26 protein-coding genes, 1 pseudogene and 1 riboswitch are annotated in these 23,144 nt (G+C 70.0%); of the genes and pseudogenes, 9 read left to right on the top strand and 18 right to left on the bottom strand.

The window, feature by feature from the left end:
- Positions 1-15 precede the first annotated feature (15 nt).
- Together ABZS69_RS37070 and ABZS69_RS37065 are read left to right on the top strand one after the other, a co-directional pair.
- Positions 16-549: a MarR family transcriptional regulator gene (locus tag ABZS69_RS37070; protein ID WP_355380300.1), complete on the top strand. Its 534-nt coding sequence runs from the start codon at positions 16-18 to the stop codon at positions 547-549.
- Positions 546-905, top strand: a complete 360-nt coding sequence (locus ABZS69_RS37065) for a hypothetical protein (RefSeq protein WP_355380298.1) — start codon at positions 546-548, stop codon at positions 903-905. Before ABZS69_RS37070 ends, ABZS69_RS37065 begins: the two co-directional genes overlap by 4 nt.
- Here ABZS69_RS37065 and ABZS69_RS37060 read toward each other — a convergent pair.
- The 7 genes from ABZS69_RS37060 to ngcE all read right to left on the bottom strand — a co-directional run bounded on the left by ABZS69_RS37060 (position 898) and on the right by ngcE (position 6,498).
- Positions 898-1,227 (bottom strand): nuclear transport factor 2 family protein, encoded by a 330-nt coding sequence (locus ABZS69_RS37060; RefSeq protein ID WP_355380296.1) that lies wholly within the window; start codon positions 1,225-1,227, stop codon positions 898-900. The genes ABZS69_RS37065 and ABZS69_RS37060 overlap by 8 nt on opposite strands.
- Positions 1,224-2,309: a low temperature requirement protein A gene (locus ABZS69_RS37055; protein WP_355380294.1), complete on the bottom strand. Its 1,086-nt coding sequence runs from the start codon at positions 2,307-2,309 to the stop codon at positions 1,224-1,226. Before ABZS69_RS37055 ends, ABZS69_RS37060 begins: the two co-directional genes overlap by 4 nt.
- 50 nt (positions 2,310-2,359) lie before the next feature.
- Positions 2,360-2,920 carry a superoxide dismutase family protein gene (locus ABZS69_RS37050; protein WP_355380293.1) on the bottom strand — a complete coding sequence of 187 codons (561 nt, stop codon included), beginning with the start codon at positions 2,918-2,920 and terminating at the stop codon, positions 2,360-2,362.
- Positions 2,921-3,015: 95 nt separating this feature from the next.
- Positions 3,016-3,276, bottom strand: a complete 261-nt coding sequence (locus ABZS69_RS37045; RefSeq protein ID WP_355380291.1) for a 4a-hydroxytetrahydrobiopterin dehydratase — start codon at positions 3,274-3,276, stop codon at positions 3,016-3,018.
- 9 nt (positions 3,277-3,285) lie between these two features.
- Positions 3,286-4,137, bottom strand: a complete 852-nt coding sequence (locus ABZS69_RS37040; RefSeq protein ID WP_355380289.1) for a carbohydrate ABC transporter permease — start codon at positions 4,135-4,137, stop codon at positions 3,286-3,288.
- A 2-nt stretch (positions 4,138-4,139) separates the two neighbouring features.
- Positions 4,140-5,054 carry a sugar ABC transporter permease gene (locus ABZS69_RS37035; RefSeq protein WP_355380287.1) on the bottom strand — a complete coding sequence of 305 codons (915 nt, stop codon included), beginning with the start codon at positions 5,052-5,054 and terminating at the stop codon, positions 4,140-4,142.
- Between the two features lie 4 nt (positions 5,055-5,058).
- Positions 5,059-6,498 (bottom strand): N-acetylglucosamine/diacetylchitobiose ABC transporter substrate-binding protein, encoded by a 1,440-nt coding sequence (gene ngcE / locus ABZS69_RS37030; RefSeq protein WP_355380284.1) that lies wholly within the window; start codon positions 6,496-6,498, stop codon positions 5,059-5,061.
- A 233-nt stretch (positions 6,499-6,731) separates the two neighbouring features.
- Between ngcE and ABZS69_RS37025 the strand changes: the two genes are divergently transcribed.
- Positions 6,732-7,334 carry an NAD(P)-dependent oxidoreductase gene (locus tag ABZS69_RS37025; protein WP_355380282.1) on the top strand — a complete coding sequence of 201 codons (603 nt, stop codon included), beginning with the start codon at positions 6,732-6,734 and terminating at the stop codon, positions 7,332-7,334.
- Here ABZS69_RS37025 and ABZS69_RS37020 read toward each other — a convergent pair.
- Positions 7,328-8,536: a DUF4032 domain-containing protein gene (locus tag ABZS69_RS37020; protein ID WP_355380280.1), complete on the bottom strand. Its 1,209-nt coding sequence runs from the start codon at positions 8,534-8,536 to the stop codon at positions 7,328-7,330. The two genes, ABZS69_RS37025 and ABZS69_RS37020, sit on opposite strands and share 7 nt — an antisense overlap.
- A gap of 22 nt (positions 8,537-8,558) precedes the next feature.
- On the opposite strand from ABZS69_RS37020, the gene ABZS69_RS37015 reads away from it, so the two are divergent.
- The gene (locus ABZS69_RS37015; protein ID WP_355380278.1) at positions 8,559-10,127 is read left to right on the top strand and encodes a DUF885 domain-containing protein; all 1,569 of its coding nucleotides are present in this window, start codon (positions 8,559-8,561) and stop codon (positions 10,125-10,127) included.
- On the opposite strand, the gene ABZS69_RS37010 is transcribed toward ABZS69_RS37015, so the two are convergent.
- Both ABZS69_RS37010 and ABZS69_RS37005 read right to left on the bottom strand, forming a co-directional pair.
- Positions 10,122-10,757: a class II aldolase/adducin family protein gene (locus ABZS69_RS37010; protein WP_355380276.1), complete on the bottom strand. Its 636-nt coding sequence runs from the start codon at positions 10,755-10,757 to the stop codon at positions 10,122-10,124. The two genes, ABZS69_RS37015 and ABZS69_RS37010, sit on opposite strands and share 6 nt — an antisense overlap.
- A gap of 43 nt (positions 10,758-10,800) precedes the next feature.
- Positions 10,801-11,385 (bottom strand): TetR/AcrR family transcriptional regulator, encoded by a 585-nt coding sequence (locus tag ABZS69_RS37005; RefSeq protein ID WP_355380274.1) that lies wholly within the window; start codon positions 11,383-11,385, stop codon positions 10,801-10,803.
- Positions 11,386-11,431: 46 nt separating this feature from the next.
- On the opposite strand from ABZS69_RS37005, the gene ABZS69_RS37000 reads away from it, so the two are divergent.
- Together ABZS69_RS37000 and ABZS69_RS36995 are read left to right on the top strand one after the other, a co-directional pair.
- Positions 11,432-12,349: a carbohydrate kinase family protein gene (locus tag ABZS69_RS37000; protein ID WP_355380272.1), complete on the top strand. Its 918-nt coding sequence runs from the start codon at positions 11,432-11,434 to the stop codon at positions 12,347-12,349.
- Positions 12,346-13,560 (top strand): aminotransferase class III-fold pyridoxal phosphate-dependent enzyme, encoded by a 1,215-nt coding sequence (locus ABZS69_RS36995; protein ID WP_355380270.1) that lies wholly within the window; start codon positions 12,346-12,348, stop codon positions 13,558-13,560. Before ABZS69_RS37000 ends, ABZS69_RS36995 begins: the two co-directional genes overlap by 4 nt.
- On the opposite strand, the gene ABZS69_RS36990 is transcribed toward ABZS69_RS36995, so the two are convergent.
- The 4 genes and pseudogenes from ABZS69_RS36990 to ABZS69_RS36975 form a co-directional block, all read right to left on the bottom strand.
- Positions 13,557-14,402, bottom strand: a complete 846-nt coding sequence (locus ABZS69_RS36990) for an alpha/beta hydrolase (protein ID WP_355380268.1) — start codon at positions 14,400-14,402, stop codon at positions 13,557-13,559. The genes ABZS69_RS36995 and ABZS69_RS36990 overlap by 4 nt on opposite strands.
- Before the next feature lie 231 nt (positions 14,403-14,633).
- Positions 14,634-15,017, bottom strand: a pseudogene (locus ABZS69_RS36985) (hypothetical protein); the annotation flags it as partial.
- Between the two features lie 298 nt (positions 15,018-15,315).
- Positions 15,316-15,450, bottom strand: a riboswitch (cyclic di-AMP (ydaO/yuaA leader).
- Positions 15,451-15,618: 168 nt separating this feature from the next.
- Positions 15,619-15,819: a DUF5302 domain-containing protein gene (locus ABZS69_RS36980; RefSeq protein ID WP_355380266.1), complete on the bottom strand. Its 201-nt coding sequence runs from the start codon at positions 15,817-15,819 to the stop codon at positions 15,619-15,621.
- Between the two features lie 48 nt (positions 15,820-15,867).
- Positions 15,868-17,304 carry an MDR family MFS transporter gene (locus ABZS69_RS36975; protein ID WP_355380264.1) on the bottom strand — a complete coding sequence of 479 codons (1,437 nt, stop codon included), beginning with the start codon at positions 17,302-17,304 and terminating at the stop codon, positions 15,868-15,870.
- Positions 17,305-17,372: 68 nt separating this feature from the next.
- Between ABZS69_RS36975 and ABZS69_RS36970 the strand changes: the two genes are divergently transcribed.
- The 3 genes from ABZS69_RS36970 (at position 17,373) to ABZS69_RS36960 (ending at position 19,444) form a co-directional block, all read left to right on the top strand.
- Positions 17,373-17,867: a PadR family transcriptional regulator gene (locus ABZS69_RS36970; RefSeq protein WP_355380262.1), complete on the top strand. Its 495-nt coding sequence runs from the start codon at positions 17,373-17,375 to the stop codon at positions 17,865-17,867.
- A 109-nt stretch (positions 17,868-17,976) separates the two neighbouring features.
- The gene (locus ABZS69_RS36965) at positions 17,977-18,951 is read left to right on the top strand and encodes a rod shape-determining protein (RefSeq protein ID WP_355380260.1); all 975 of its coding nucleotides are present in this window, start codon (positions 17,977-17,979) and stop codon (positions 18,949-18,951) included.
- 103 nt (positions 18,952-19,054) lie between these two features.
- Entirely contained in the window at positions 19,055-19,444 is a 390-nt protein-coding gene (locus tag ABZS69_RS36960; RefSeq protein WP_355380258.1) for a hypothetical protein, read from the top strand.
- Between the two features lie 92 nt (positions 19,445-19,536).
- Here the strand turns inward: ABZS69_RS36960 and ABZS69_RS36955 are convergent, their stop codons facing one another.
- From ABZS69_RS36955 to ABZS69_RS36940, 4 genes are read right to left on the bottom strand one after another with little or no spacing between them, the layout of a single operon-like run.
- Positions 19,537-20,757: an ABC transporter permease gene (locus tag ABZS69_RS36955; protein ID WP_355380256.1), complete on the bottom strand. Its 1,221-nt coding sequence runs from the start codon at positions 20,755-20,757 to the stop codon at positions 19,537-19,539.
- Positions 20,757-21,452 (bottom strand): ABC transporter ATP-binding protein, encoded by a 696-nt coding sequence (locus ABZS69_RS36950; RefSeq protein ID WP_355380254.1) that lies wholly within the window; start codon positions 21,450-21,452, stop codon positions 20,757-20,759. The genes ABZS69_RS36955 and ABZS69_RS36950 overlap by 1 nt, the downstream gene beginning before the upstream one ends.
- On the bottom strand, positions 21,449-22,576 hold the full coding sequence (locus ABZS69_RS36945; RefSeq protein WP_355380252.1) for a peptidoglycan-binding protein: 1,128 nt from the start codon (positions 22,574-22,576) through the stop codon (positions 21,449-21,451). The genes ABZS69_RS36950 and ABZS69_RS36945 overlap by 4 nt, the downstream gene beginning before the upstream one ends.
- Before the next feature lie 5 nt (positions 22,577-22,581).
- Entirely contained in the window at positions 22,582-23,103 is a 522-nt protein-coding gene (locus ABZS69_RS36940) for a hypothetical protein (RefSeq protein ID WP_355380249.1), read from the bottom strand.
- Between the last annotated feature and the right edge of the window lie 41 nt (positions 23,104-23,144).

The raw sequence follows: 23,144 nt of genomic DNA, 5'->3' as shown, positions 1-23,144 counted from the left end.
TGCTTCATTATGAAGATGGAACATGATTCAGCCGGTTTGCTCTACGACCCCCGCGCCCGAGCCGCCATGAGCAGGCTCGCCGGCGACGACACCCTCACCTTCGAAGCCGCCGCCGCCGTCCGCACCGCCTTCCAGGCCATCGAGCGCATGCGCGCCCACGGCAGCGAGGGCCGCGGGCTCAGCTCCGGAGCGATGGACCTCCTGTTGCGGCTGAGCGACGCGGGCGACGACGGCGTCAGCATCGGTGAGCTGGCCCAGTCGGCGGGGGTGAGTTCGAGGAACGTGACCGGCCTCGTCGACACCCTCGAAAAGGACGGGCTCGTGCGGCGGGTCCAGGACCCGCGCGACCGGCGGTCGGTGCTGGCCAGGATCACCCCCGAGGGGCTGTCCTGGATCGAGGCGTTCAGGAGGCCGTCGCAGCTCGCGATGGCGGCGATCTTCCGGGGGTTCTCGCCCGAGGAGCTGACGTCGCTGCGCCACCTGTGCCTGCGGCTGGCCGACAACCAGCAGCGGCTGGCCGAGCACCTGACCGCCCAGGAGGCCCGATGAGCGCGCGCGAGGTCGTCAGGGCCTATCACGACGCCCGCTTCCGGGGCGCGGTCGAGGAGGCGGCGGCGCTGGTCGGCGAGCCGTTCTCGTTCAGGAGCCCGTTCATCGCCTCCGCCGACCCGACCGGGCACCTGGCGGGGCTGGCAGGCTTCCTGCGGGTGGTGACGGAGGTGGAGCTGATCAGCGAGCTGTACGGGGAGACGGAGGCGACGCTGGTCTACGACGTGCACACGGCGACCCCGGCCGGGATCCAGCGCACGGCCGAGCACTTCCGGCTGCACGACGGGAAGATCAGCACGATCATGCTGATCTTCGACGCCGCGCCGTGGCAGCCGATGGCGGCCGCGATCAGGTGAGCGGCGCGGCGGCCGCCGTCTGGCGCCAGATCCTGCCGTCCCTGATCACCAGGGTGCCGTACGTGGTGACGCGGTTGCCCGCGACCGTCATCAGCGCGTTGTAGAAGATCACGTCGTCGGTCGTCCGCATCGAGACGATCTCGTCCACCTTGGGCTCCGCCGAGAGATACGCGGCGAACAGCTCTCTGATCTCGGCGGAGCCCCGGGCGACCCGGTCGAAGCGGACGACCGTGGCATCGTCGTGGTACTGGCCCAGCAGGGCCTCCAGGTCGCGGTCGGCGATGGCGGCGAGCTGGCGGTCGAACAGGTCCTCGGCGGTCATGCGGCACCTTCCGGCTGCGGGCGGAACAGGTCGTACGCCACCTGCGCGGCCGCGTACAGGAGGATCAGCGGCAGCGCGGCGGCCACGGGAAGCGCCGAGGTGGCGAGCGTGAGCACCGCCGCGCCGAGGCGGATGGCGCCCGCCCGCCGGTCGGACGAGCACAGGTGTTGCAGGCCGAGCACGGCGAGCACCACGGCGGCGGGCAGCCCGAAGGACCAGCTCGACGAGGACGGCTCCATGATCGCGTGTTCGATCCCGATCCCGAACGCCACCAGGCCCAGCGAGAGCGGCAGATGGGAGTAGACCCACACCTGCCCGGCCAGCCGGGTCCGCAGGACGACGGACTCGTCGGTGTGGCCGAAGTACAGCCACCAGAAGCCCATCGCGATCGCCACCCCGGCCAGGGCGATCAGCAGCGTGCCCGGCGTCACGTCGTGGCCCTTCAGCCCGAGGACGACCGCCGCCACGACCTCGCCCAGGACGATCACCACGAACAGGCCGAAGCGCTCCGGCAGGTGCTCGGTCTGCGGCGGCAGCTTGCCCTGGTACTGCCTGGCCAGCAGGGGCGTGACGAGGTCGATCGCGATGGCGACGGCCCAGAACGCGTAGCGCTGGGGCGGCTCGACGGCGAGCGAGGCCAGCCAGATGAGCGCCGCCACCGTGAACCCGATGGCATAGCGGGTCGTCAGGGGCTTGGCCTCGGGCACATGGCGACCGGCGCGGACATAGGCCACGATGAGCAGCACTCTGACCACCACGTACGCGATGGCGAAAAGTCCAGAGCGCTGTTCGATGTCGCTCACGCTGGCCGCCATGATCGCCACGGCCAGGATCTGCGGCAGCGCGAGCAACCGGTGGCTGACGTCGTCGGTGTCGAACCTGTTGGCGTAGAAGACGTAGCCCAGCCAGGCCCACCAGATCGGTACGAACAGGCCCACGAATGCCGGCAGGCTCACCGGAAGCACGTCGGCCAGTTCGGCGACGGCCACGACGAAGACGAGGTCGTACAGGAGCTCCAGCCAGGTGGCCCTGCGATGCGCGTCTTCGAACAGCCGTAATCTGGGTGGCTGCCACTGGGTCACAACTACACCTTCCGCTATGTAATTGTGTAATTATGCCCGTGGTCGGAGGATTACGACACCTTTTTAAGGGTCAGGCAGGCCACGCGATCCCCCGCCGTGCCCACCTCCAGGCCCGAGGTCTTGGTGGCCTTGGCGTGGATGACGAGCGCGCCGGGCAGCGTGGCCGGGTCGAGCACCCAGTCGTTGCGGGCGGTCGAGCGGCCCGCGCCCTCTCCGTCGGTGGTGAAGTCGAGCCAGACCTCGCTGGCCGCGCTGACCTCGCCGGCCGTGTGCTGGTAGTGCGGCCCCGACTCGTCGGGCTTCTTGCCGCAGGGCTTGACGTGGAGGTGGGCGCCGTAGTGGCGGTTGGGGAGCAGGCCCTCGACGACGAGGGTCGTGCGGGTCTTGCCGTCGGACGACTCGACGTGGGCGCTGCCCTGGGCCCCCTTCGGGACCAGCTTGCGGTCGTAGGCGATGGCCGAGGTGTCGGAGGCGGTGAACTCCCCCTCGCCCGCCAGCCTGATCGCCCCGCCCGCGGGCCCCTCGCTGGGCCCCATGGCCTGCTGGAGCGGGGCGGGCGGGCCCGCGCAGGCGGCGGTGAGCATGATGAGCAGGAGTGCGGGCACGCGCATGAGACCCTCCATGGTTCGAGCCCCTACGACAGGAGGGCCCTGGGAGGGCACCCACTCTAACGAGTAATCGCGCTACTACGGTGAGTATTCGTCGGTTAGGCGCCGTGTTTCGCCGCGATGTCGTCGATGATCGCGGCCAGCGTGAAGTCGAGGTCGGTGAGCCCGCCCGCGTCGTGGGTGGTGAGGGCCAGGTGGAGAGTGCGCCAGCGGATGTCGATGTCGGGGTGGTGGTTGAGCTCCTCGGCCTGCACCGCGATCTCGTCCACGATGCGGATGGCCGTGGGGAAGTCGGGCGCCTCGATCGTGCGCCGGATCTCGTCGCCCTCGCGCCGCCATTCGGGCAGGTTCTCACTCATGGCGCCACGTTACTTCAGCGCCCCCGATCCGAGCCCGGACTGGATCTGGCGTTGGAAGATGATGTAGACGACCATGACCGGCAGGATCGTCATGCTCAGCGCGGCGAACAGGCCCGGCCAGTCCGCCTCGTACCCGGCCAGGGTGGAGATCTTGGCGATGCCCTGGGTGAGGACCCACTTGTCCGGGTCGCCGGCCAGGAGGACGAGGGGCAGCAGATACTGGTTCCACTGGCCGAGGACGTTGAAGATGGTGATGCTGATCAGGCCGGGCCGGGCCATCGGCACCATGATCTGGAAGAACGTCCGGGTGTGCGAGGCGCCGTCGATCATGGCCGCCTCGGCGACGGTCTCCGGCAGGGTCCGGAAAAACGCCGCCAAGAAGAAGACCGTGAACGGGAGGGAATAGGCGATGTACACGAGGATGAGGCCGAAATGCGAGTTCAGCAGGCCGAACTGCTTGACGACGAAGAAGAGCGGCCCCAGGGCCAGGAACACCGGAAACGCCAGCCCGGCCACGAAGTAGTAGTAGATCAGCTTGTTTCCGATGAACCGGTAGCGAGCCAGCACGTACGCCGCCATCGACCCGAACAACATCGTGCCCGCCGTGCCGAAGAAGACGACGACGACGGTGTTGAACATGTACTGCCCGATGTGCGCCTTGTCCCAGGCCCGGCCCCACGAGTCCAGCCGCAGCGCCCCCGGGAGCTGCAGCGGGTCGCCGAAGATCTCGGTGTTGTTCTTGAACGACGCCAGGAACGTCCACAGCAGCGGCAGGATGATCAGCAGCGCCCACACGGCCAGCGCCACGTGCGAGAGCCCGTTGAGCACGCCGGGCCGCGACCTGGGCCGGTTTCTGGCCATCTCTAGAGCTCAACCCTTTCACGCCTGGTCGTACGCAATGTCAGCACGGCGAACGTCACGGTGAGGAAGAACAGCGCCACGCCCATCGCGGAGGCGTATCCGACCTTGTTGTAGGCGAATGCCGTCTTGTAGATCGTGACCGGGAGAATGGTCGTGGCGCCGTCGGGCTCGCCCTTGTCGCCCGCCAGCACCTGCACCAAGGCGAATCCGTCGAGGGCCGCGATCCCCAGATAGATCCAGCCGACCTGGATGGTGTCGCGCAGCAGCGGCAGCGTGATCGCGAAGAACAGCCGCACGCGTCCGGCGCCGTCGAGCGCGGCGGCCTCGAAATAGTCCTTGGGAATGGCCGCCATCCCCGCCGAGAACAGCACCACGTAGAAGCCGACGCCCTGCCAGATCATCACCGCGATGATCGACCAGAGGGCCAGGCCCGGCTCGGTGAGCCAGCCGACGGGCCCGGCGCCGAACCTGGCGAGCACGCCGTTGATGACGCCGTCCGCGTCGGGGCGGTAGACCGCCTGGAAGAGCACGCCCACCACGGCCACGGCCAGGACCTGGGGGAAGAAGAACACCACCCGGTAGAACCTCGACCCCCAGACCCCTCTCATGCCCGCGCCGCGCGTGCCGCCGCCCAGGTTCAGCAGGAACGACAGGAACAGCGCGATGACGATCGTCGCGATCGGCAGCACGAGCAGCATGATCCCGTGGTTGCGCAGGGCCTGCCAGAACACCTCGTCGTCGAACAGCCGGCCGAAGTTGTCCAGCCCCACGTACCGCACGATCGAGCTGTATCCGTTCCAGCTCGTCAGGGAGAGCTGGAACGCCTGGACATAGGGGCTGATGACGAAGACCGAATAGAGCGCCAGGGGGACGACGAGGAATCCGGCGACGAACCCGTACTTGCGCAGCCGATCCATCTGGTCACTGGCTCCGCGTCTGCTTGGCCACCGCGTCGTCCTTCTTGATCTCGTCGGCCTTCTTCTGCATGTCGGCGCAGAACTTCTCCGGGGTGACGCGCCCGGCCATGACCACGTTGATCTGCTGGGTGCCGTAGTCGAACAGCTCCTTGTACCAGCCCTCGAAACGCGCGTCGGTGATGATGTTCTGGCCGGCCGCGTCCTGGGCCCTGGCGGCGCTCATCAGGCCGGCGGGCAGGTCGAGCCCGGTGGCGGCGCCGTTCACCACGGTGAGGTTCTCGGTCTTCTCCGTGAATCCGCGCGCGCCTTCCTTGGACAGCATGATGCGCAGGTATTCGAGGCCGCCCTGGGGATTCTTGCCCTTGGCCGCGACGACGAAGTTCTCGCCGACGCCGACCTGGATGGCGCCGTACGGCATCTTGTCGGCGGCGGTGACGTCGGGAATGGGGGCGATGGCGTATTCGAAGTCGTCGGGCTTGTCCTTGACCATCTCGTTCTCGATCCAGGAGCCCACGGGGTAGAAGAGCAGCTTGTTCTGGAGCTGCTTGATCTGGGTCTGGGTGTGGTCGAGGCCAAAGTACGCTTTGTCGCCATATTTCGCCTGGATGTCCACCCAGGCCGTGACCGCCTGCTTCATCGGCTCGGCGTTCCAGGCGTTGTCGACCAGGTTGTCGATGTCGATGAGGACCTGGTTCCCGCCGATCTTGGCGGCCGTGTAGAGGACGTTCCAGAGCTGGTAGTACGGGCCCTTCTGCCCCGGATAGGCGAAGAGCAGGATGCCCTCCTGCTTGGCCGTGTCCCCGAGCGCCGTGAACTCGGCCCACGTCTTCGGCACCGACCACCCCTTGGACGCGAACAGCTTGGCGTTGTACCAGAGCGCGCGGTGGGAGACGGTGTAGTTGAGGACGAGGTCCTTGCCGTTGATCTTGGCGTTGTCGATCACGGCGGGGGTGACGGTGTCGCGGATCTTCTTGGCCGGGTCGTCGATCGAGGGGGCGTCGAAGAGCACGGTCAGGTCGGCGAGGTGGTTCTCGGCGGCCAGCGCGGCCAGGTCCATCGAGTCGGGGCCGGAGTTGTTGAGCACGTCGGGCGCGTCGCCGCCGACGAAGCGCGGGCGTAACTGGGTGCCGATCTGCTGGGTGGCGGTGTGCTTGACCAGTACGCCGGGGAACTCCTTCTTGTAGAGCTGCTCGTGCAGGTCCTTGGCGTACGCGTCGCCGTACCCGCCGCTGAAGATGACCACCTCCAGCGGCTTCTTGGGGTCGACGCCGAACGGGTTCTTGGTGTCGGCGGAGGCGGTGATGCTGGGGGCGGCCGACGGCTCGCCTCCCGTGCCGGCCGTGGCGCAGGCGCTCAGGAGGCCCGCTCCGGGGCCGGCGACGAACGCGGTCATACCGAGGCGGCGCAGCAGCTGACGCCGGGTGATCTCGCCCGGATGGGTCATGGGGACTCCCGAATTAGGAAAGTTTCCTAAACGTTTGCCCGAACGTACGGACGGCCCCCGACGCGCGTCAAGGGGGCGCAATCGAGACGTGACCTTGCCGTGATCGCCTCGCCTGACCACAGCATCGTGGACGGGGACGCGGGCGGCAAGTGCCGAGCCGAGAGCGGCTCGGTAACCATGAGGTACCTATAGCACGATGAAGTAACCAGTATCCGATGGATACTCTGGCGCGCATGAAGATCCTGCTCTTTGGCGCGACCGGCATGGTCGGTCAGCGCATAGCCGCCGAGCTGGCGAATCGCGGCCACCAGGTGACCGCCGTCAGCCGCAAGGGCCCCGTCAAGGGTGACGTCCACGACGCCGCCACCCTGGCCGAGGGCTACGACGCCGTCGTCTCCGCCATCGCCCCGCCGCGCGACGGCACCGAGCCCGAGCCGCCGTTCATGGAGGCCAACCGCGCGCTCATCGCGGGCGTGCGCGCGGCCGGCGTAAGCAGGCTCGTCGTCGTGGGCGGCGCCGGCAGCCTCCAGGTCGCGCCGGGGCAGGACCTGGTCGACACGCCCGGCTTCCCGGAGATCTACAAAAAGGAGTCCAAGGCCCAGAGGTCGGCCCTCGGCCTCTATCGGGAGGTCGAGGACCTGGACTGGACGTACATCTCACCGGCGGCGGAGATCGCGCCGGGCGAGCGTACCGGCGTCTACCGCATCGGCGGCGACACGCTGCTGGCCGACGCCGAGGGCCGCAGCTTCATCTCAGCCGAGGACTACGCGGTCGCGATCGCCGACGAGCTCGAGAAGGACCTGCACCCGCGCAGGCGGATCACCGTCGCCTACTGAGCGGGCTCGTCCGGGAGCAGGGCCTTCTCGTCGGGCTTGTGGACGAGCACGTTGTCCACGTACGACTTCACGGCCGCGGCCAGCCCCACGTCCGCGCCCGACTCCTCGGACAGGTACCAGCGGTGGTCGAGTATCTCGTGGAAGAGCTGCGCGGGCTCCAGCTTGCCGCGCAGCTCCGCGGGGATGGCCTCGACCGTCGGCTGGAATATCTCCGCCAGCCACCGGTGCGCCACGATGGCCTCGTCCTCGTGCCGCAGCCCCTTGGCCACCCTGAACCCGTCGAGGTCGTTGAGCAGCCGCCGCGCCTGGTTCTCCTCCACGTCGAGCCCGGTCAGCCGGAGCAGCCGCCGCTGGTGGTGTCCGGAGTCGACGACCTTGGGCCGGACGATGAGCCGCCCGGTGCCGACCTTGCGCCGCACCATCATCTCGGCCACGTCGAAGCCGAGCAGGTTCAGCCGCCGGATCCGCTGCTCCACGCGGTGCCAGTCGACCTCCTCGATGATCTCGCTCTGGGTGATCTCGTCCCAGAGGCGGTGGTAGCGGGTGACGATGTCCTCGGCGGTCTCCATGGGGTCGATGGACGGGTGCAGCAGCCCGCCGGCCTCCAGGTCGAGCATCTCGCCGAAGATGTTCATGTGCGCGGTGTCGATGTCGGCCAGCCGCTGGCCCTCGCTGATCATCGGGTGCATCTCGCCGGTCTCGGCGTCCACCAGGTACGCGGCGAAGGCCCCCGCGTCCCTGCGGAACAGCGTGTTGGACAGCGAGCAGTCGCCCCAGTAGAACCCGTTCAGGTGCAGTCGCACCAAGAGCACGGCCAGCGCGTCCAGCAGGCGGGTGAGCGTGTCGGGCCGCAGCGTGCCCGACATGACGGCGCGGTACGGCAGCGAGAACTGCAGGTGCCGGGTGATCAGCGCCGCGTCCAGCCCTTCCTCGCGGCCGGTGACGTACGCGACGGGCTCCACGGCGGGCGCGTCGAGCCGGGCCAGGTCCCACAGCAACTGGTATTCGCGCTTGGCGTACCGTTCGCTGATCTCCTTGATCGCGTACACCTTGCCGGACAGCCGGGCGAAACGCACCACGTGCCGGGATATGCCGCGCGGCAGATCGACGAGATGGTACTGCGGCCAGTCTTGGAGGGGGACCTCCCAAGGGAGGCGGATCAGGTCAGGGTCGCCTAGCGCGCCAGTGATCTGCAGGGGCATTTCCACAGGATATGGTGCATTGGTGGACGAGTTTCTCAAGTGGTACTTTTCCGACCGTCCCGTCCTGGCCAGCTCGTTAGGGGCCGACGGTTACGATCACACCCTCGGTGACTTCACCGCCTCCGCCTGGACCGCCCGCGAGCGGGAGGAGGCCCGCTGGCTCGACCGCCTCTCCGGCATCGAGGCCGCCACCCTGGACGACGCCATCGACAGAGACCTGGTCCTCTCCCAGCTGAGAGGCTCGATCGCACTCGCCGCCTGGCCCGAGTGGCGGCGCGACCCGGCCGCCTACCTCTCCGCGATCTTCGCCTCCATGTACGCGCCGTTCCAGCGGCGCCTCAAGCCGGAGCCCGAGCTGGTGTCGTCGGCCGTCTCCCGGCTGGCCGAGGTGCCCGGCGTGCTGGCCGCCTGCCGCGCCAACCTCGACCCCGACCTGGCCGCCCCGCTGCTGGTCAAGCGCGGGCTCGGTCAGGCGCGCACCGGCCGCAACTTCCTCACCCGGACGATCCCGTCCATGGTCCAGGACCCCGACCTGGCCGCCCGGCTGGCAGAGGCCGCCGAACCGGCGGCGCGGGCGTTCGACGAGCTGGTCGCCTTCCTTGAGGGCTTCGAGTGCGGCGGCACCTGGCGGATGGGCGAGAAGCTCTACTCCACACTGCTGCGCGACCGCGAGATGCTCGGCTACGGCGCCGCCGAGCTGCACGAGAAGGGCAAGGCCGCCTGGACCGAGCTGGACGCGCGCATGCGCCAGGTGGCGCTGCGGGTCAACGGCGGCGAGGACTGGCGGGCGGCGATGGAGTTCCTCATGGACGACCATCCGCCGACGCTGGCCGACATGCGGGCCGAGTACGCGGCCGAGACCCAGCGGGCCAGGGAGTTCGTGCGGGAGCGGGACCTGGTCACGTTCGCCGGAGGCGAGGAGTGCGACGTGCTCCCGTCCGCCGAGTACACCCGTCCCGTTCTGTCCGTCGCCCACTACCTCTCGCCGCCCCCGCTGAGCGCCTCGCGCAAGGGCGTCTTCTTCGTCCCCTACACGCCCGACGACTTCACCCCCGAGCAGGTACGCCAGCGCCTGCGGACGAACTCGCGGGCCCAGATGCCCTCGATCGCCGTGCACGAGGCCTACCCGGGGCATCACTGGCACCTGTCGTACATGGCGGGCAATCCCCGTACCGTCAGGAAGGTCTTCCGCACCCCGTACTTCACCGAGGGCTGGGCCCTGTACGTCGAGAAGCTCCTGCACGAGCAGGGCTACTTCGACACCCCCGCCACCGAGCTGGCCCACCTGGACTGCCGGATCTTCCGGGCCTCCAGGATCGTCGTGGACACGGCGCTGCACTGCGAGGACATGTCGATCGAGGAGGCGGAGACGTTCATGGCGACCAGGGCGTCGCTGTCGCCGGGCACCGCTCAGGGCGAGGTGAACCGCTACTGCGCGTGGCCCACGCAGGCGCCTTCCTACCTCACGGGCGCGATCGAGATCGACCGCATCCGGGAGTCGTTCCAGGGGTCGCTGAAGGAGTTCCACGACCGGATCGCCGGGTCGGGCGGGCTGCCGCTGGGCCTGGCCGAGCAGGCGGCGCTCTCATAGGCGGCGCGGGAACGCCGGGGGGTTCAGCGCGCGCTCGACCACCGCGTTGAGCTGCTCGTCCGTGAGGATCGTGGGCTTGCCCACGCTGAGCCCCCGGACATAAACCTCGCACAGCCACTCCAGCAGCCGGGTGGCCTCGAACGCCTCCTCCAGCGTCGCCCCGACGGTCACCCCGCCGTGGTTGGCCATCAGGGCGGCCTTCTTGCCCTCCATCGCCGCGCGGACGTTGGCAGCCAGCTCGGGCGTGCCGTACGTGGCGTACTCGGCCACCTTGACCACCCCGCCGAGCATCAGCGCGTTGTAGTGCACGGGGGGCAGTTCGGTCATCGTGCTGGCCACGATCGTGCCGAACACCGAGTGCGTGTGCACGATGGCCCGGGCGTCCGTGGTCGCGTAGACGGCCAGGTGCATGGGGGTCTCGCTGGACGGCTGCAGCTCGCCCTCGACGAGATAGCCGTCGACGTCAACGACGGGGCACATCTCCGGGGTCAGCCGGTCGAGCGCCGCCCCCGAGGGGGTGACCGCGACGAGGTCCCCCTCGCGCACGCTCAGGTTGCCGGACGTGCCGATGACCAGGCCGAGCTCGACCGCGCGCCGGCCGTACTCGCACAACTGCTCGCGCAGGCTCATGCGTCGGCAATGTAGTCGGTCGTCCGAATTACGGCAATCCTTGTCACAGGCGATCGAGTGCCTGGAGCATGAGCCGCTCGATGTCGACGCGCCTGAGCCGGCCCGGGTAGAGGAGCAGGTGCAGGCTGAGGCCGTCCACCAGGGCGAGGAGGTGCTCGGTCAGGTCGTCGAGGTTGTCGTCGGTGCGCAGCTCGCCGGCCGCGCGGGCCTGGGCCAGCAGGTCGCGTACGGCGGCGCGCAGTTCGTCCGCCTCGGCGCGCTGGACCTCGGCCAGGCGCTCCGAGGCCAGGCTGCGGCTCCAGAAGCTGACCTCCAGGCGCGACTCCTGGGTGCGCTCGGCGTCCAGCGGCAGGTTGTCCAGCAGCAGCTCGCGCAGCGCGGCCAGCCCGGTCACGCCCTCGACCTTGCGGGTCAGCCGGTCGCGGATGCGCTGGTGGGACTGGCGCAGCGCCGACAGCAGGATCTCGTCCTTGTCGGCGAAGTAGTGGGCGAGCACGCCGTTGGAGTATCCGGCCTCCTTCGCGATGGCCCGCGTGGTGGCGGCGTCGATGCCGTCCCTGACGATCACCCGGCGGGCGGCTGACAGGACCTCGCGCCTGCGCTCGTCGTGATCGACGATCTTGGGCATCGGCTCCTCCATTGACTTTTTATTCGGACGTCTGTCTATTTAGACTATGACCGTCGCCACCGTCGGCGTCCACATCGTCGACATTCTCGCCAGGCCCATCGAGCACATCCCCGAGGGCCAGGACACCGTTCTGGTGGACCAGATCCGCCTCACCGCCGCCGGCGCCGCCGCCGGGACCGCCGTCGATCTGGTCAAGCTGGGCAACTCCGTGATCACGATGGGAGCCGCCGGCGACGACGAGCTGGGCGACTTCCTGGTGGCGGTGCTCGCCAAGCGCGGTGTCGACGTCTCGCGCCTCGTGCGCCGGGCGGGCGAGCAGACGGCCGCGTCGATCCTGCCCATCAGGCCCGACGGCGGGCGGCCCAGCTTCCACGTGCCGGGGGCGAACCTCGGCGTGACGTACGCGGACCTGGACCCCGACGTGCTGCGCGGCGTGCGGGCGATCCACCTGGGCGGGATGGACGTGACGTTCGGCCTCGGGGATCCGGCGTTCTTCGCCCTCCTGGACGAGGTGCGCGCGGCCGGCACCCTCGTCACCATGGACCTCCTTTCGGAGCTGCCCGACTTATTGGGAATGGCCCGCGCTTTCCTGCCGCACGTGGACTACGTGCTGCCGAACGAGTCGCAGGCCCTCCTCATGACCGGCGCCTCCGACGTCGGCGAGGCCGCCCGGACCCTGCTGGCCGACGGGCCCCGCGGCGTGCTCGTCACGCTGGGCGCCGCGGGCAGCCTCGTGGTCACCGCGGAGGGAGCGGAGTCGGTGCCCGCACTCAAGGTGGACGTCGCGGACACGACGGGCTGCGGGGACGCGTACTGCGCGGGGTTCCTGACGGGTCTCCTGCACGGGCAGGACGTGCTGACCGCGGCCCGCTGGGGCACGGCCGCCGCCGCCCACGTCGCCACGGGGCTCGGCTCCGACGCCGGCCTCATCGACCTCGACTCGACTCTAAGGATTCTCGGATGACCGACGCAGAACTCCGTCAGCGCGCACTGAAGGTCGTCCCCGGCGGCATGTACGGGCACCTGAACGCCGCCCTCTTCGCCCCCGGCTTCCCGCAGTTCTTCGAACGCGGCGAGGGCTGCCGCCAGTGGGACGTGGACGGTCGCGAGTACATCGACTTCATGTGCAGCTGGGGCCCGGTCGTGCTCGGCCACCGCCACCCCCGCGTGGAGGAGGCCGCCGCCCGGCAGGCCGCGCTCGGCGACTGCCTCAACGGCCCCGGCCCGATCATGGTGGAGCTGGCCGAGCTGCTCGTGGACACCGTGCCCAGCGCCGACTGGGCGATGTTCTCCAAGAACGGCACCGACGCCACCACGCAGGCGCTCATGGTCGCCCGCGCCGCCACCGGGCGGACCAAGGTCCTGATGGCGCACGGCGCCTACCACGGGGCCGACCCCTGGTGCACGCCCTCCCTGTCGGGCACGACGCCCAACGAGCGGGCCGACCTGGTGGAGTTCACGTACAACTCACTGAGCTCGCTGGAGGCCGCGGCGGCGACCGTGGAGGGCGACGTGGCGGCGATCATCGTGACGCCGTTCAAGCACGACTCGTTCGAGGACCAGGAGCTGGTGGAGCCCGCCTTCGCCCGGGGCGCCCGCGCCCTGGCCGACCGGCTCGGGGCCGCGCTGGTGATCGACGACGTGCGGGCCGGGTTCCGGGTCGACCTGCGGGGGTCCTGGGAGCCGTACGGGGTGCGGCCCGACCTGACCGCCTGGTCGAAGGCCATGGCGAACGGCTACCCGATCGCCGCCGTCACCGGCACGGACGCGCTGCGCGGACCGGCGCAGACGCTGTACTCGACGGGGTCGTTCTGGTTCTCGGCGGTCGCCATGGCGGCGGCCAAGGCGACCATCGAGACGCTGCGCGACACCGACGGCATCGGCGCCATGGAACGGGCGGGCACGCAGCTCCGCGAGGGGCTCTACGCGCAGGCCAAGTCCCACGGGTTCGTGGTGAACCAGACCGGGCCCGTCACGATCCCGTGGCTCAGCTTCGACGGGGACGCCGACCTGTCCGTCGCGATGTGGTGGAGCGACGCCTGCCTGCGGCACGGGGTCTACCTGCATCCGTGGCACAACTGGTTCATGTCGGCCGCGCACACGGAGGCGGACGTGGCCAGGGCGCTGGAGGGCACGGACCAGGCGTTCGCGGAGACTCGCGCCCACTTCGGCTAGGCGGCGGTGAGCTTGGTGATCTCCTGCACGACGGAGGACCAGAGCGGGCGCGGCAGGTCGTGGCCCATGCCCGGGTAGGTCACCAACCGGGCGCCCGGGATGGCCGCGGCCGTGGCCTGCCCGCCCGCGACCGGGATGAGCTGGTCCGCCTCCCCGTGCAGCACCAGCGCGGGCACCCCCACGCCGGCGAGCGACGCCGTGCGGTCCCCCGAGGCCATGACGGCGGCCAGTTGCCGGGCCGTCCCGTCGGGGTCGAAGCAGCGGTCGAACGCGAGTCCGGCCAGCGTGGTGATCCGCTCGCGGTCCAGCTCGTATCCGGGCGAGCCGATGATCGACCAGGTCCGCACCGCCTGCTCCAGGACCGCCTCGCGGTCGGCGGGGGGCCTGCTCATGAGGGCGGCGAGCGCGGCGTCCGTGGGCGGGGCCACCGAGGGGCCGGGCGTGGACATGATCGAGGTCAGGGTCAGCACCCGGCCCGGGTGGCGGATGGCCAGCGCCTGGGCGATCATGCCGCCCATCGACGCCCCGACGACGTGGGCGGCGGGCCAGCCCAGCGCGTCCATGAGTCCGGCCGTGTCGTCGGCCAGGTCGTCCAGCAGATACGGCGAAGGCGCCCCCATGGCGGGAACGCCCTTGTCGTGGAAGTGCGTGGACAGGCCGACGTCGCGGTTGTCGAACCGTACGACGTGATGTCCCTGGTCCGCCAGCAGCTCGCAGAGCCCTTCATCCCAGTGGATGAGCTGGGCGCCGAGCCCCATGATGAGGAGCAGGGGGCGCCCGTCGTGCGAGCCGAAGCTTTCGTAGGCGATTTCGATGCCGTTCGCGGCCGCGCGGATGGTCACGAAGACCAGAATGACATTCTGGTCCGGGGTCCGTAAAGCTCAGCCCATGAGGAGGTTGCGGACGCGCTCACTGGCGAGCGCCACTCCGCCGCCCGCCACGGCCACGGCGCTGGCCACGACCGCGCCCGCGCTGGAGCTCCACTCTTCGGCCTCGCGCGCCCGAGGCACGGCCACGCCGCCCGCGGGGGGCTCGGCCGGGTTGTCGTCGTGCTCGGACCAGGCGCCGGTCGAGAACGGCACCGGGTAGTTCTTCTTGCCGGGCCCGTCGCCCCACTTGGTGATGACGTAGTCGACCTTGATGTGCCCCTGGCCGCCGACGCCGTCGACGCCGAGCGTGTCGGTGTTGAACGTGCCGCCGGTCAGCTCCGCGAACGTCTTGCCGTCCAGGTCCAGCATGACCCCGTTGTTGGAGGGGATGCCCGGGCCGCGGTCGCCGACGAAGAAGGGCAGTTTCTTGCCGTCGTGGATCACGTAGCCCTCGGTCATGAGCGGCCAGCTCGGGCTGGCGGCCAGGCCTTTCTGCATGGGCTTGCCACTGGCGGGCAGACCGGTGTCCCCGGCGCGGCCGGAGGAGTCGTCCCAGAAGTACGAGGCCGTGGTCGAGCCCTTGAGCAGGACCTTCTCATCCGTGTTGGAGTCGGCGTGGGCCGCGGTGCAGGCGATCGTGAGAGTGCTGACGGCGGAGGCGGTGAGCAGAGCGAGGGTACGCAGGCCAAAACGTGCAGACATGAAAAGTAAGTCCTTCGCGAGGGGGCAGGGAGGTTGCGCTCGCTTGAAAAAGGGCGTAGCAGGACAAGCACCTGACGGGGGGAGAGCTACGCGGAGCGCGAAACAAGCCTGGAGAAGGGGCCGCTCAGAGGGCGGTCGTCATCACGCGGTAGGGGTGTTCTACGTGATCATTCATGTAATGCATATGTCCTCTCCATCTCGCCTACCGGGTTAGCTGACGGGTTCGGGCGTGGAGTTGCCCTACCGACACAAGGTCGGATTCACCCCAGGGAGGTGGGTCCCCGGTTCCCGAGCGATCGGGATTCGGCGCCAGCCGGCTGGTCCCCTCTGGGTAAGGGCCATGCCACCAGCTGGTAAGTGGCCAACACTCTAACCACGTATTCCGGACAAACACAAACACTTCGTCATGAATCGGACTAAAGATCTACCCGCCTCGGCAAAATGAAAGGGGGCACGGCATTGCCGTACCCCCTAGAAATTCCCGGCCTCAGCCGCCGCTCTTGCGCCTGAACGATCTTTTACTCGCAGCCGGACCGTGCGCCCCGTGGATCTTCGACGGGTCGCCGCCCTTGCCACCGGCGCCCGAGTCCGCGTGCTGGTTACGCTTGCGCTCCAGCGCCTCGCGAAACTTGCGCTTCATCTCGTCCTCGGGAGTCTCGCTGACTTCCGGCTCCGGTGTATCCGCCATGAGGACCTCCATGGTGTTGGGGACTATCACAGCTTCGCATGGCGCCGCTTATGACGCGAAACTGGCCTCAGCCCTGGCCTGCGGCGTGGCGGGCACCTCCAGCCGCCGACCCGGCATCACCACCAGCGCCACCAGGGCGAGCAGCGCCCCCGCCACTCCCAGCGACGGGATGACCGCCGCGGCGGCGGAGGCATGCGCGGCGGCCAGGCCGTGCGCCGGCGCGTCCGCGGCGACCGTGGAGGTGTAGAGGGTGCCACCGACGGCCAGCGCCACGGAGCCGCCGATCTGGCGGAAGAAGGTCAGGTTCGCCGACGCGATGCCGATGTACTGCGGCTCGACGGACTGCTGGGCGGCCACGGTCAGGCCGGACAACATCGGGCCCATGCCGAGCCCGATCAGCAACATCCAGCCCGCCAGCAGCAGCCCGTCGGTGTGCGCGGTCAGGTTCAGGCAGAGCAGGGCGCCGGCGGCCAGCAGGAACGGGGAGGCGAGCAGCCACGGCTTGTAGACCCTGGTCCTGGACATGAGCGTGCCCATGAGGACGCTGCCCAGGACCATGGCCAGCGTCATCGGGTAGATCCTCAGCCCGGACTCGGTGGCGCTGACGCCGAGGGACTCCTGGAAGTAACGCGGCAGGAACACCACTCCCGCGAACATGCAGAAGGCCGTGAAGAAGGACGTGACGTTCACGAGCGTGTAGGTGCGGTTGCCGAACAGGTGCATGGGCATGATCGGGCTGACCGCCCGCCGCTCGACCAGCACGAACACCGCCAGCAACGCGACCGCGAGCGCGATCGGCCCGGCCACGGCGGCGTCGGTCCAGGTGTGGCCGTCCATGCCCTTCTCCGTCAGGCCCAGCAGCAGCGCGCTGACGGCCACGGTGAAGACCCCGATGCCCGCGTAGTCGGGGCGCCCGCCGCCTCCCACGCCCGGCCGCCTCGGCAGCTTGCGCGCGACGATCGCGATCAGCACGAGGCCGAGCGGCACGTTCACGTAGAAGGCCCACCGCCAGCTCGCGTGGTCGGTGAACAGCCCTCCGAGGAACGGCCCCGCCAGGTACGTCAGCCCCATCACGCCGCCGAGCGCGCCCTGCACGCGGGCGCCGTTCGTGCCCGGCGGGAACATCTCCATCACCAACGCCATCGACAGCGGCAGCAGCGCGCCCGCGCCGAGCCCCTGCAGCGCGCGGAAGGCGATGAGCTGCGGCATGTCCTGCGCCGCCCCGCACAACGCCGATCCCGCCACGAACACCACCATCCCGATCAGCAGCAGCGGCTTCCTGCCGTGCTGGTCGGACAGCCGGCCGTAGAGCGGCACGGTGACCGTCGAGGTGAGCAGGTACGCCGTCACCACCCAGACGTAGAGCGTGGTGCCGCCCAGCTCGGCCGTGATCCGCGGTAACGCGGTGCCGACGATCGTCTGGTCGAGCATCGCCAGGAACATCCCGCCGAGCACCGCGAGCAAGAGGAGCCCTTGAGGCTTCATGTCATCATTCACATGTGAAGATTGATATGTAAGTCATGACATGTCAAGTCTTCGATATGCTTGCCGGCATGTCCCTACGGATCGCGCTTCTCGGGCTGCTTGAGGCCGTGGGCCCGGCGAGCGGGTACGACCTGACCAAGAAGTTCGAGCACTCGCTCAACCACGTCTGGCAGGCCGGGCACACGCAGATCTATCCCGAGCTGGTGAAGATGGCCGCCGACGGCCTGGTGGCGGCCTCGTCGGAGGGCGCCAGGGGGCGCAAGATCTACACGATCACCCCGGAGGGGGCGCGGGAGCTGCACACGTGGCTGGTGGAGCACGAGCCCGTCTTCGTCGTACGCAGCGAGACCGCGCTGCAGGCGTTCCTGCTGCCGCTGCTCCCCACGGAGGAGGCGATCACGGTGGTCGAGCGGATCAAGGCCGGGTACGAGGCCAGGCTGGCGGTCCTGGACTGCCAGAGCAGAACCGGCGTCGGCAACCACGCGCTGCGCCTCGGCCTGGCGCAGGTCCGCATCGGCCTCGAATGGGCCGACGAGACCCTGGCCATCCTCAGGAGCGGCTGAGCCCGGCGCTCAGGTAAAGGGGAACCACTCCGTTCCTGGTGTTGGGTTGGAACGGCCCAGGAAATAGACCCGGCATGCCCGCCACGACCACCAAGTCCTCAGTCCTGTCATGAGTCTCCTCGGCCGCGATCTGGCGGTGGACCTCGGGGGTGCCCGCACGCGGATCTACGTCCGGGGCAAGGGCATCGTGCTCGACGAACCCTCCGCGGTGACGATCGACGCCCGTACCGGCAAGATCATCGGGTACGGCTCGGACGCCACGGGCGACGAGACGTGCTGGCCGGTCAGCGGGGGCCTGCCGGCCGACGGCGATCTCGCCCGGCGGATGGTCAGGCACTTCCTCGGCAAGGTGCAGCGGCGTCCGCTCGCCAGGCCGCGCCTGGTCATGGCGCTGCCCGACGGGGCCACGCCGATCGAGCGGGCCGCGCTGCGCGACGTGGCGTACGAGGCGGAGGCCAGGCAGATCGTGCTGATCCCGCACTCGCTCGCCGCCGCGCTCGGCGCGGGCCTGCCGGTCGGCGACTACGTGGGGGGCATGGTCATCGACGTCGGGCGCGACTCCGCCAGGATCGCCGTGCTCTCCGGCGGGGAGGCCGTGGCCACGACGGCGGTCCCGAGCGGCGGCCGGGCCGTGAACCGGGCCATCGCCCGCCTGGTCGAACACGAGCACGGCCACACCCTCGACGAACACGAGGCGGAGACGGCCAAACGCCACACCGGACAAGAAGACGTGACCGTACGCGCCCGGAACCCGGAAACCGGCAACGAGCACGTCGTACGGCTGCCCGTGGAACGGATCCGGGAGGCGGCGGCTCCGACGATCGAGTCCATCGTGTGGGCGGCGATGGAGACCGTCGAACGCTGCCCCGCCGAACTGACCGCCGACCTCGGGGAGCGCGGCACGGTGCTGGTGGGGGGCGGCGCGCTGCTCGCGGGCCTCGCGCCGCGGCTGCGGGAGTCCCTGGGCATGCCGGTACGTCAGGCGGAACAGCCCCTGGAGTGCGTGGCCCTCGGCCTCGGCGCCTGCGCGAACGACCTGGGCCTGCTCGCCCGCCTCCGCGGCGGCCGCACCCGGCGCCGATGACGTTTTCCGCCTTTCGCCGGTGGCCCTGGGCGATCTCGGATATGGTCCGAACGTGCGCGCCTGCCGTCACGGCTTATCCGCGGCGCTCCTCTGCGTCGCGGCAATGACGGCCTGCACGGCGGCCTCCGAACTCCCCACCCTCGAAGACGCGGCCCGGCAACTCGACTCCGACGGCAGCGCCCTGCTCCGCGCCGCCGGCCTCCGCCTGTCGCCGGACGCGCCGATAGAGGACGACTCGTGCGTGCCCGGCCAGGTGCGGCGGTACTTCCGCGCCGAGAGCGACCTCGCCTCCGCCTCCGCCGGGCTGCTCGCCCGGCTCCAGGCGATGGGGTACGACAAGGTGGTCGACGATCTGGATCTGCGGGATGGGGATCAGGACGTTTCGGTGTTGCGGAATCCTGAGACTCGGCTGACGTTCGAGCTGACCGTGCTGTCCGGCGACGAGCCGGGCGTGCGCGTCATCGGCAAGACCACCTGCTACACCGCCGACTGACCCCCCTGCACCCGCACTCCCCCATCGCCACAAGCGCCGCACCACCGCAAGCGCCCCTTGGTGAGCCCCCGGGCCGTGTCGGGCCCGGAGGGTCAAGGGGTGGAGAGGGCTTCGGTCGGGGAGAGGCGGGAGGCGCGGATGGCGGGGTAGAGGCCGGCCACGGCGCCGATGGCGAGGGTGGCGGCGAGGCCGCCGCCGGTGGCCCAGGCCGGGACCACAGAGGGCCAGCCGCTGTACAGCGCGTACCCCATCGTGACCCCCGTCCCCAGGAGGATCCCCCCTCCCCCGCCCAGGCCCGACAGCAGCAGCGACTCCGCGAGGAACTGGGTGCGGATCTGCCCCCGGGTGGCCCCGAGCGAGCGGCGGAGGCCGATTTCGGCGCGGCGTTCCAGCACCGAGATGACCATCGTGTTGGCCACCCCCACCCCGCCCACCAGCAGCGCCACGGCCCCCACCCCCAGCAGGAGGTTGGCGAACGCCTGGCTGGTCGCCTGCTTGGCGGCCAGGGCGTCGGACGGGCGGGAGACGTCCACCTCGTTGGGCGCCTCCGGGTTGGCGGTGCCGGCCAGCACCTGGCGGACGGCCTCCAGCTTGGCCTCCTCCGAACGGGTGTAGAGCGTGGTCGGGTGCCCGTCGAAGCCCAGCCGGGACTCCGCCACCGGCCAGCCGACCAGGACGCCGCTGTCCAGTTCGGTGGCGAGCGCCACCGGGTTCATGACCCCGACGACCGCGAAGCGGACGCTGCCGATCACGACCTGCGTGTCCGGCCCGATCGAGCCGACGCCGAGCCGCTGGGCGGCGGAGGAGCCGAGCACGGCGGCCGGGTAGCGTTCGGTGGCGGCGTTGAGCCAGGTCCCGCTGCGCAGGGTCGCGCCGACGGTCGCGGGCAGGTCGAGGCGGGCCGCGTACGTGGTCATGCCGCCGGTCTGGGCCTTGGGGATCTGCTCCGACCGGTAGACCTTGGCGTCGCCGATGCGCCCGATCGACGAGACCGCCTGGACGGGGCCGATCCGTTCGATCATCGCCTCCGCGTCCGTCGGCATCTGCGCGGCCTCGCCCATGAGCGTGGTGCCGGACGAGACCGTGAGCAGGTTGGTGCCCAGCGCGGAGAGCGTACGGTCCAGCTCGGCGCCCGACGAGGACGAGAGCCCGACCACGCTGACCATGGCCGCGATGCCGATGGCGATGCCGAGCGCCGACAGGAAGGCCCGCAGCGGTCGCGTACGCAGGCCGACCGCCCCGACGCGCATCACGTCCCGGGGCCGCATCCTGGCCGGGGACAACTTCGGCCGAGCCACCTCCAATACGGTCATCACACCGCCTCCAGCGGGACCCGCGCGGTGTCGGAGATGATCCGGCCGTCGCGCATCCGCACCTGCCTGGGCAGGCTGGCGGCGATCTCCCGGTCGTGCGTGATGATCACGATGGTGGTGCCGGCCGCGTTCAGCTCGCGCAGCAGCTCCATCACCCCCGTACCCGACACCGAGTCCAGGGCCCCGGTCGGTTCGTCGGCCAGGAGCAGCGGCGGGTCGCCCGCCACCGCCCTGGCGATGGCCACGCGCTGCCGCTCGCCGCCGGACAGCTCGTGCGGCTCGTGGTCCATCCGGTGCCCGAGCCCCACCCGTTCGAGCGCCTCGGCCGCGCGGCGGCGCCGCTCCGACCGGCTCAGGCCGGTGTAGACGAGGCCGTCGGCCACGTTGTCCAGGGCCGGGACCTTCGCGGCGAGGTGGAACGACTGGAACACGAACCCGATCGTGGTGGCCCGCAGCGCCGACAACTGGTTGTCGGACAGCTTGGAGACGTCGTACCCGTCGATGTGGATGGTCCCGGACGTGGGCCGGTCGAGGGTGCCGACGACGTTGAGCATCGTCGACTTACCCGAGCCGGACGGCCCGACGATGGCGATCAGCTCGCCGTGCTCGATGCGCAGCGACACCTCCCGCAGCGCCGCCACGCCACCGGGGTACGTCCTGGACACGTCCGCCAGCGCGATCATGGGGTACGTCATTTCGGCATCCCCACGGCCATGCCCTCGGTGAGCCCGTCACCGCTGACCTCGACCCGTCCCCCGGCGAACAGCCCCGTCTCGACCTTGACGTAGCGGGACCCGCCCCCTTCGACGACCTCCAGGCCGTAGCCGCCCTCGCGCAGCGCCACCAGCGCCGCGACCGGCACGGTCAGCACGTTCTTGCGCTGGGAGGCCGTGAACGTCACGCCCACCGCCGCCTTGTCCAGCCCCTTGGCGGCTTTGGAGTCGCCGATCGAGACGAGCGCCTCGACGCGGGTCTCCGGTTCGGCGTTCTGGCCCTCGCCCGGCTTGACGACCGTGGCCACCTCGGTGACCTTGCCCCGTACGTTCTTGCCGTCCGGCAGCGTGACCTGGACCTTGGCGCCCTTCTTGGCCATCCGCTGGTCCTCGGCCTCCAGTTCGACCGTGATCACCTTGGAGGTGCCGGTATAGGTCAGGACCTTCTGCCCAGGCGCGGCCGGCTGGCCCTTCTCGGACTCCAGGCTCTCCACCCGTACCTTGCCGGGGGCGAAGACGACCCGGCCCAGCTCGACCACGCCGGTCTCGTCCAGGCCGCGGTCCTCCTGCCACTCCTTGACGGCCTCGGCCGTGTCGTAGGTGTACTCGTCGTCGACCGTGAAGCCGTCGTAGCCGAGCTTCTTGAGGTTGCGCTCCAGGTTCTCGACGTCCTTGCCCTCCACGCCGACCTTGAGGTCGCGGTAGGCGGGCGTGTCGCCGTACATGAGCATGACCGGCTGGTTGTCCACCCGGTACAGGGACCGGCCGCGGGTGATCTGGGCACCGCTGTCGGGCAGCCAGGTGATCGTGCCGGGCTTCCTGCTCACCGCCGTGGTCACCGGGCCGTAGCCGAGCTCGCCGTCGGCGTCCCTGGTGTCGTTCAGGGTCTGCCTGGTCACCGTGGTGGTGGCCGGCGGCACGGCGGCGGCCGACTGGGTGGGGCCGGCGCCGCCCTTCAGCAGGCCGGCGCTGTTGATCGCGACGAACCCGCCGCCCGCGGCGGCCAGCGCGATCAGGAGCCCGGCGACCACCTTGCCCCGGCCGCGACGGCGGCGCGGCCGGGAAGGCGGGGAGCCGGGCTCCGCCTTCCCGTCAATGGTGGCCATCCCCATCACATGCCTCCCATGCCCGCCTCAGAGAGCTCCTTCTGGCACTTCTCCTGGGCGGACTTGAAGTCGGGGTCTTGGGCGACGTCGCCGTTGATGCGGACCATGCCGCCCTCGGGGTCGGGGTAGGACTCGACGCCGTTGTCACGCATGCACTGCGCGACCTTGCGCAGGGCCTCGGCCCGCTGGGGGTCGATCTTGCCGCCCTGCCCGCCCATCGTCGGCGCGTACTGCTTGCACGCCTCCTGGGCCGCCTGGACCTTCTCCTGCGGGACGCTGCCGTCGAACTTCATCATGATGCCCTTGCCGGGTTCGGGGTCGGGGACCTCGACGCCGTTCTCGCGCATGCACTGGGCGAATTTGAGGCCGCGCTCGTGCGGGTCCTCGCTGGGCTTCGCGCTGGCCGCGGCCTGGGTGCCGGTGCCGGACACCGACGCCACGTCGGAGCCGCCGCCGTCGCCGGAGCCACAGGCGGCCAGGGTCAGGGTGAGCGCCAGGGCCAACACGCTGAGGGCTCGTCCTCGCATGGGTTTCTCCTCCATCGAATGAACGTGGTTCGAGGTGAGAT

The sequence above is a fragment of the Nonomuraea sp. NPDC005650 genome (assembly GCF_040605375.1).
In the GTDB taxonomy this organism is placed as follows: domain Bacteria; phylum Actinomycetota; class Actinomycetes; order Streptosporangiales; family Streptosporangiaceae; genus Nonomuraea.
Note: the sequence above shows the minus strand (reverse complement) of the source record. Positions and strands in the feature narration are given on the sequence as shown.

Coding starts and splice junctions, on each gene's coding strand:
- ABZS69_RS37070 (WP_355380300.1), top strand. CDS start 16: ATGGAACATGATTCAGCCGGTTTGCTCTACGACCCCCGCGCCCGAGCC.
- ABZS69_RS37065 (WP_355380298.1), top strand. CDS start 546: ATGAGCGCGCGCGAGGTCGTCAGGGCCTATCACGACGCCCGCTTCCGG.
- ABZS69_RS37060 (WP_355380296.1), bottom strand. CDS start 1,227: ATGACCGCCGAGGACCTGTTCGACCGCCAGCTCGCCGCCATCGCCGAC.
- ABZS69_RS37050 (WP_355380293.1), bottom strand. CDS start 2,920: ATGCGCGTGCCCGCACTCCTGCTCATCATGCTCACCGCCGCCTGCGCG.
- ABZS69_RS37045 (WP_355380291.1), bottom strand. CDS start 3,276: ATGAGTGAGAACCTGCCCGAATGGCGGCGCGAGGGCGACGAGATCCGG.
- ABZS69_RS37040 (WP_355380289.1), bottom strand. CDS start 4,137: ATGGCCAGAAACCGGCCCAGGTCGCGGCCCGGCGTGCTCAACGGGCTC.
- ABZS69_RS37035 (WP_355380287.1), bottom strand. CDS start 5,054: ATGGATCGGCTGCGCAAGTACGGGTTCGTCGCCGGATTCCTCGTCGTC.
- ngcE (WP_355380284.1), bottom strand. CDS start 6,498: ATGACCCATCCGGGCGAGATCACCCGGCGTCAGCTGCTGCGCCGCCTC.
- ABZS69_RS37025 (WP_355380282.1), top strand. CDS start 6,732: ATGAAGATCCTGCTCTTTGGCGCGACCGGCATGGTCGGTCAGCGCATA.
- ABZS69_RS37020 (WP_355380280.1), bottom strand. CDS start 8,536: ATGCCCCTGCAGATCACTGGCGCGCTAGGCGACCCTGACCTGATCCGC.
- ABZS69_RS37010 (WP_355380276.1), bottom strand. CDS start 10,757: ATGAGCCTGCGCGAGCAGTTGTGCGAGTACGGCCGGCGCGCGGTCGAG.
- ABZS69_RS37005 (WP_355380274.1), bottom strand. CDS start 11,385: ATGCCCAAGATCGTCGATCACGACGAGCGCAGGCGCGAGGTCCTGTCA.
- ABZS69_RS37000 (WP_355380272.1), top strand. CDS start 11,432: ATGACCGTCGCCACCGTCGGCGTCCACATCGTCGACATTCTCGCCAGG.
- ABZS69_RS36995 (WP_355380270.1), top strand. CDS start 12,346: ATGACCGACGCAGAACTCCGTCAGCGCGCACTGAAGGTCGTCCCCGGC.
- ABZS69_RS36980 (WP_355380266.1), bottom strand. CDS start 15,819: ATGGCGGATACACCGGAGCCGGAAGTCAGCGAGACTCCCGAGGACGAG.
- ABZS69_RS36975 (WP_355380264.1), bottom strand. CDS start 17,304: ATGAAGCCTCAAGGGCTCCTCTTGCTCGCGGTGCTCGGCGGGATGTTC.
- ABZS69_RS36970 (WP_355380262.1), top strand. CDS start 17,373: ATGTCCCTACGGATCGCGCTTCTCGGGCTGCTTGAGGCCGTGGGCCCG.
- ABZS69_RS36965 (WP_355380260.1), top strand. CDS start 17,977: ATGAGTCTCCTCGGCCGCGATCTGGCGGTGGACCTCGGGGGTGCCCGC.
- ABZS69_RS36960 (WP_355380258.1), top strand. CDS start 19,055: ATGACGGCCTGCACGGCGGCCTCCGAACTCCCCACCCTCGAAGACGCG.
- ABZS69_RS36955 (WP_355380256.1), bottom strand. CDS start 20,757: ATGACCGTATTGGAGGTGGCTCGGCCGAAGTTGTCCCCGGCCAGGATG.
- ABZS69_RS36950 (WP_355380254.1), bottom strand. CDS start 21,452: ATGACGTACCCCATGATCGCGCTGGCGGACGTGTCCAGGACGTACCCC.
- ABZS69_RS36945 (WP_355380252.1), bottom strand. CDS start 22,576: ATGGCCACCATTGACGGGAAGGCGGAGCCCGGCTCCCCGCCTTCCCGG.
- ABZS69_RS36940 (WP_355380249.1), bottom strand. CDS start 23,103: ATGCGAGGACGAGCCCTCAGCGTGTTGGCCCTGGCGCTCACCCTGACC.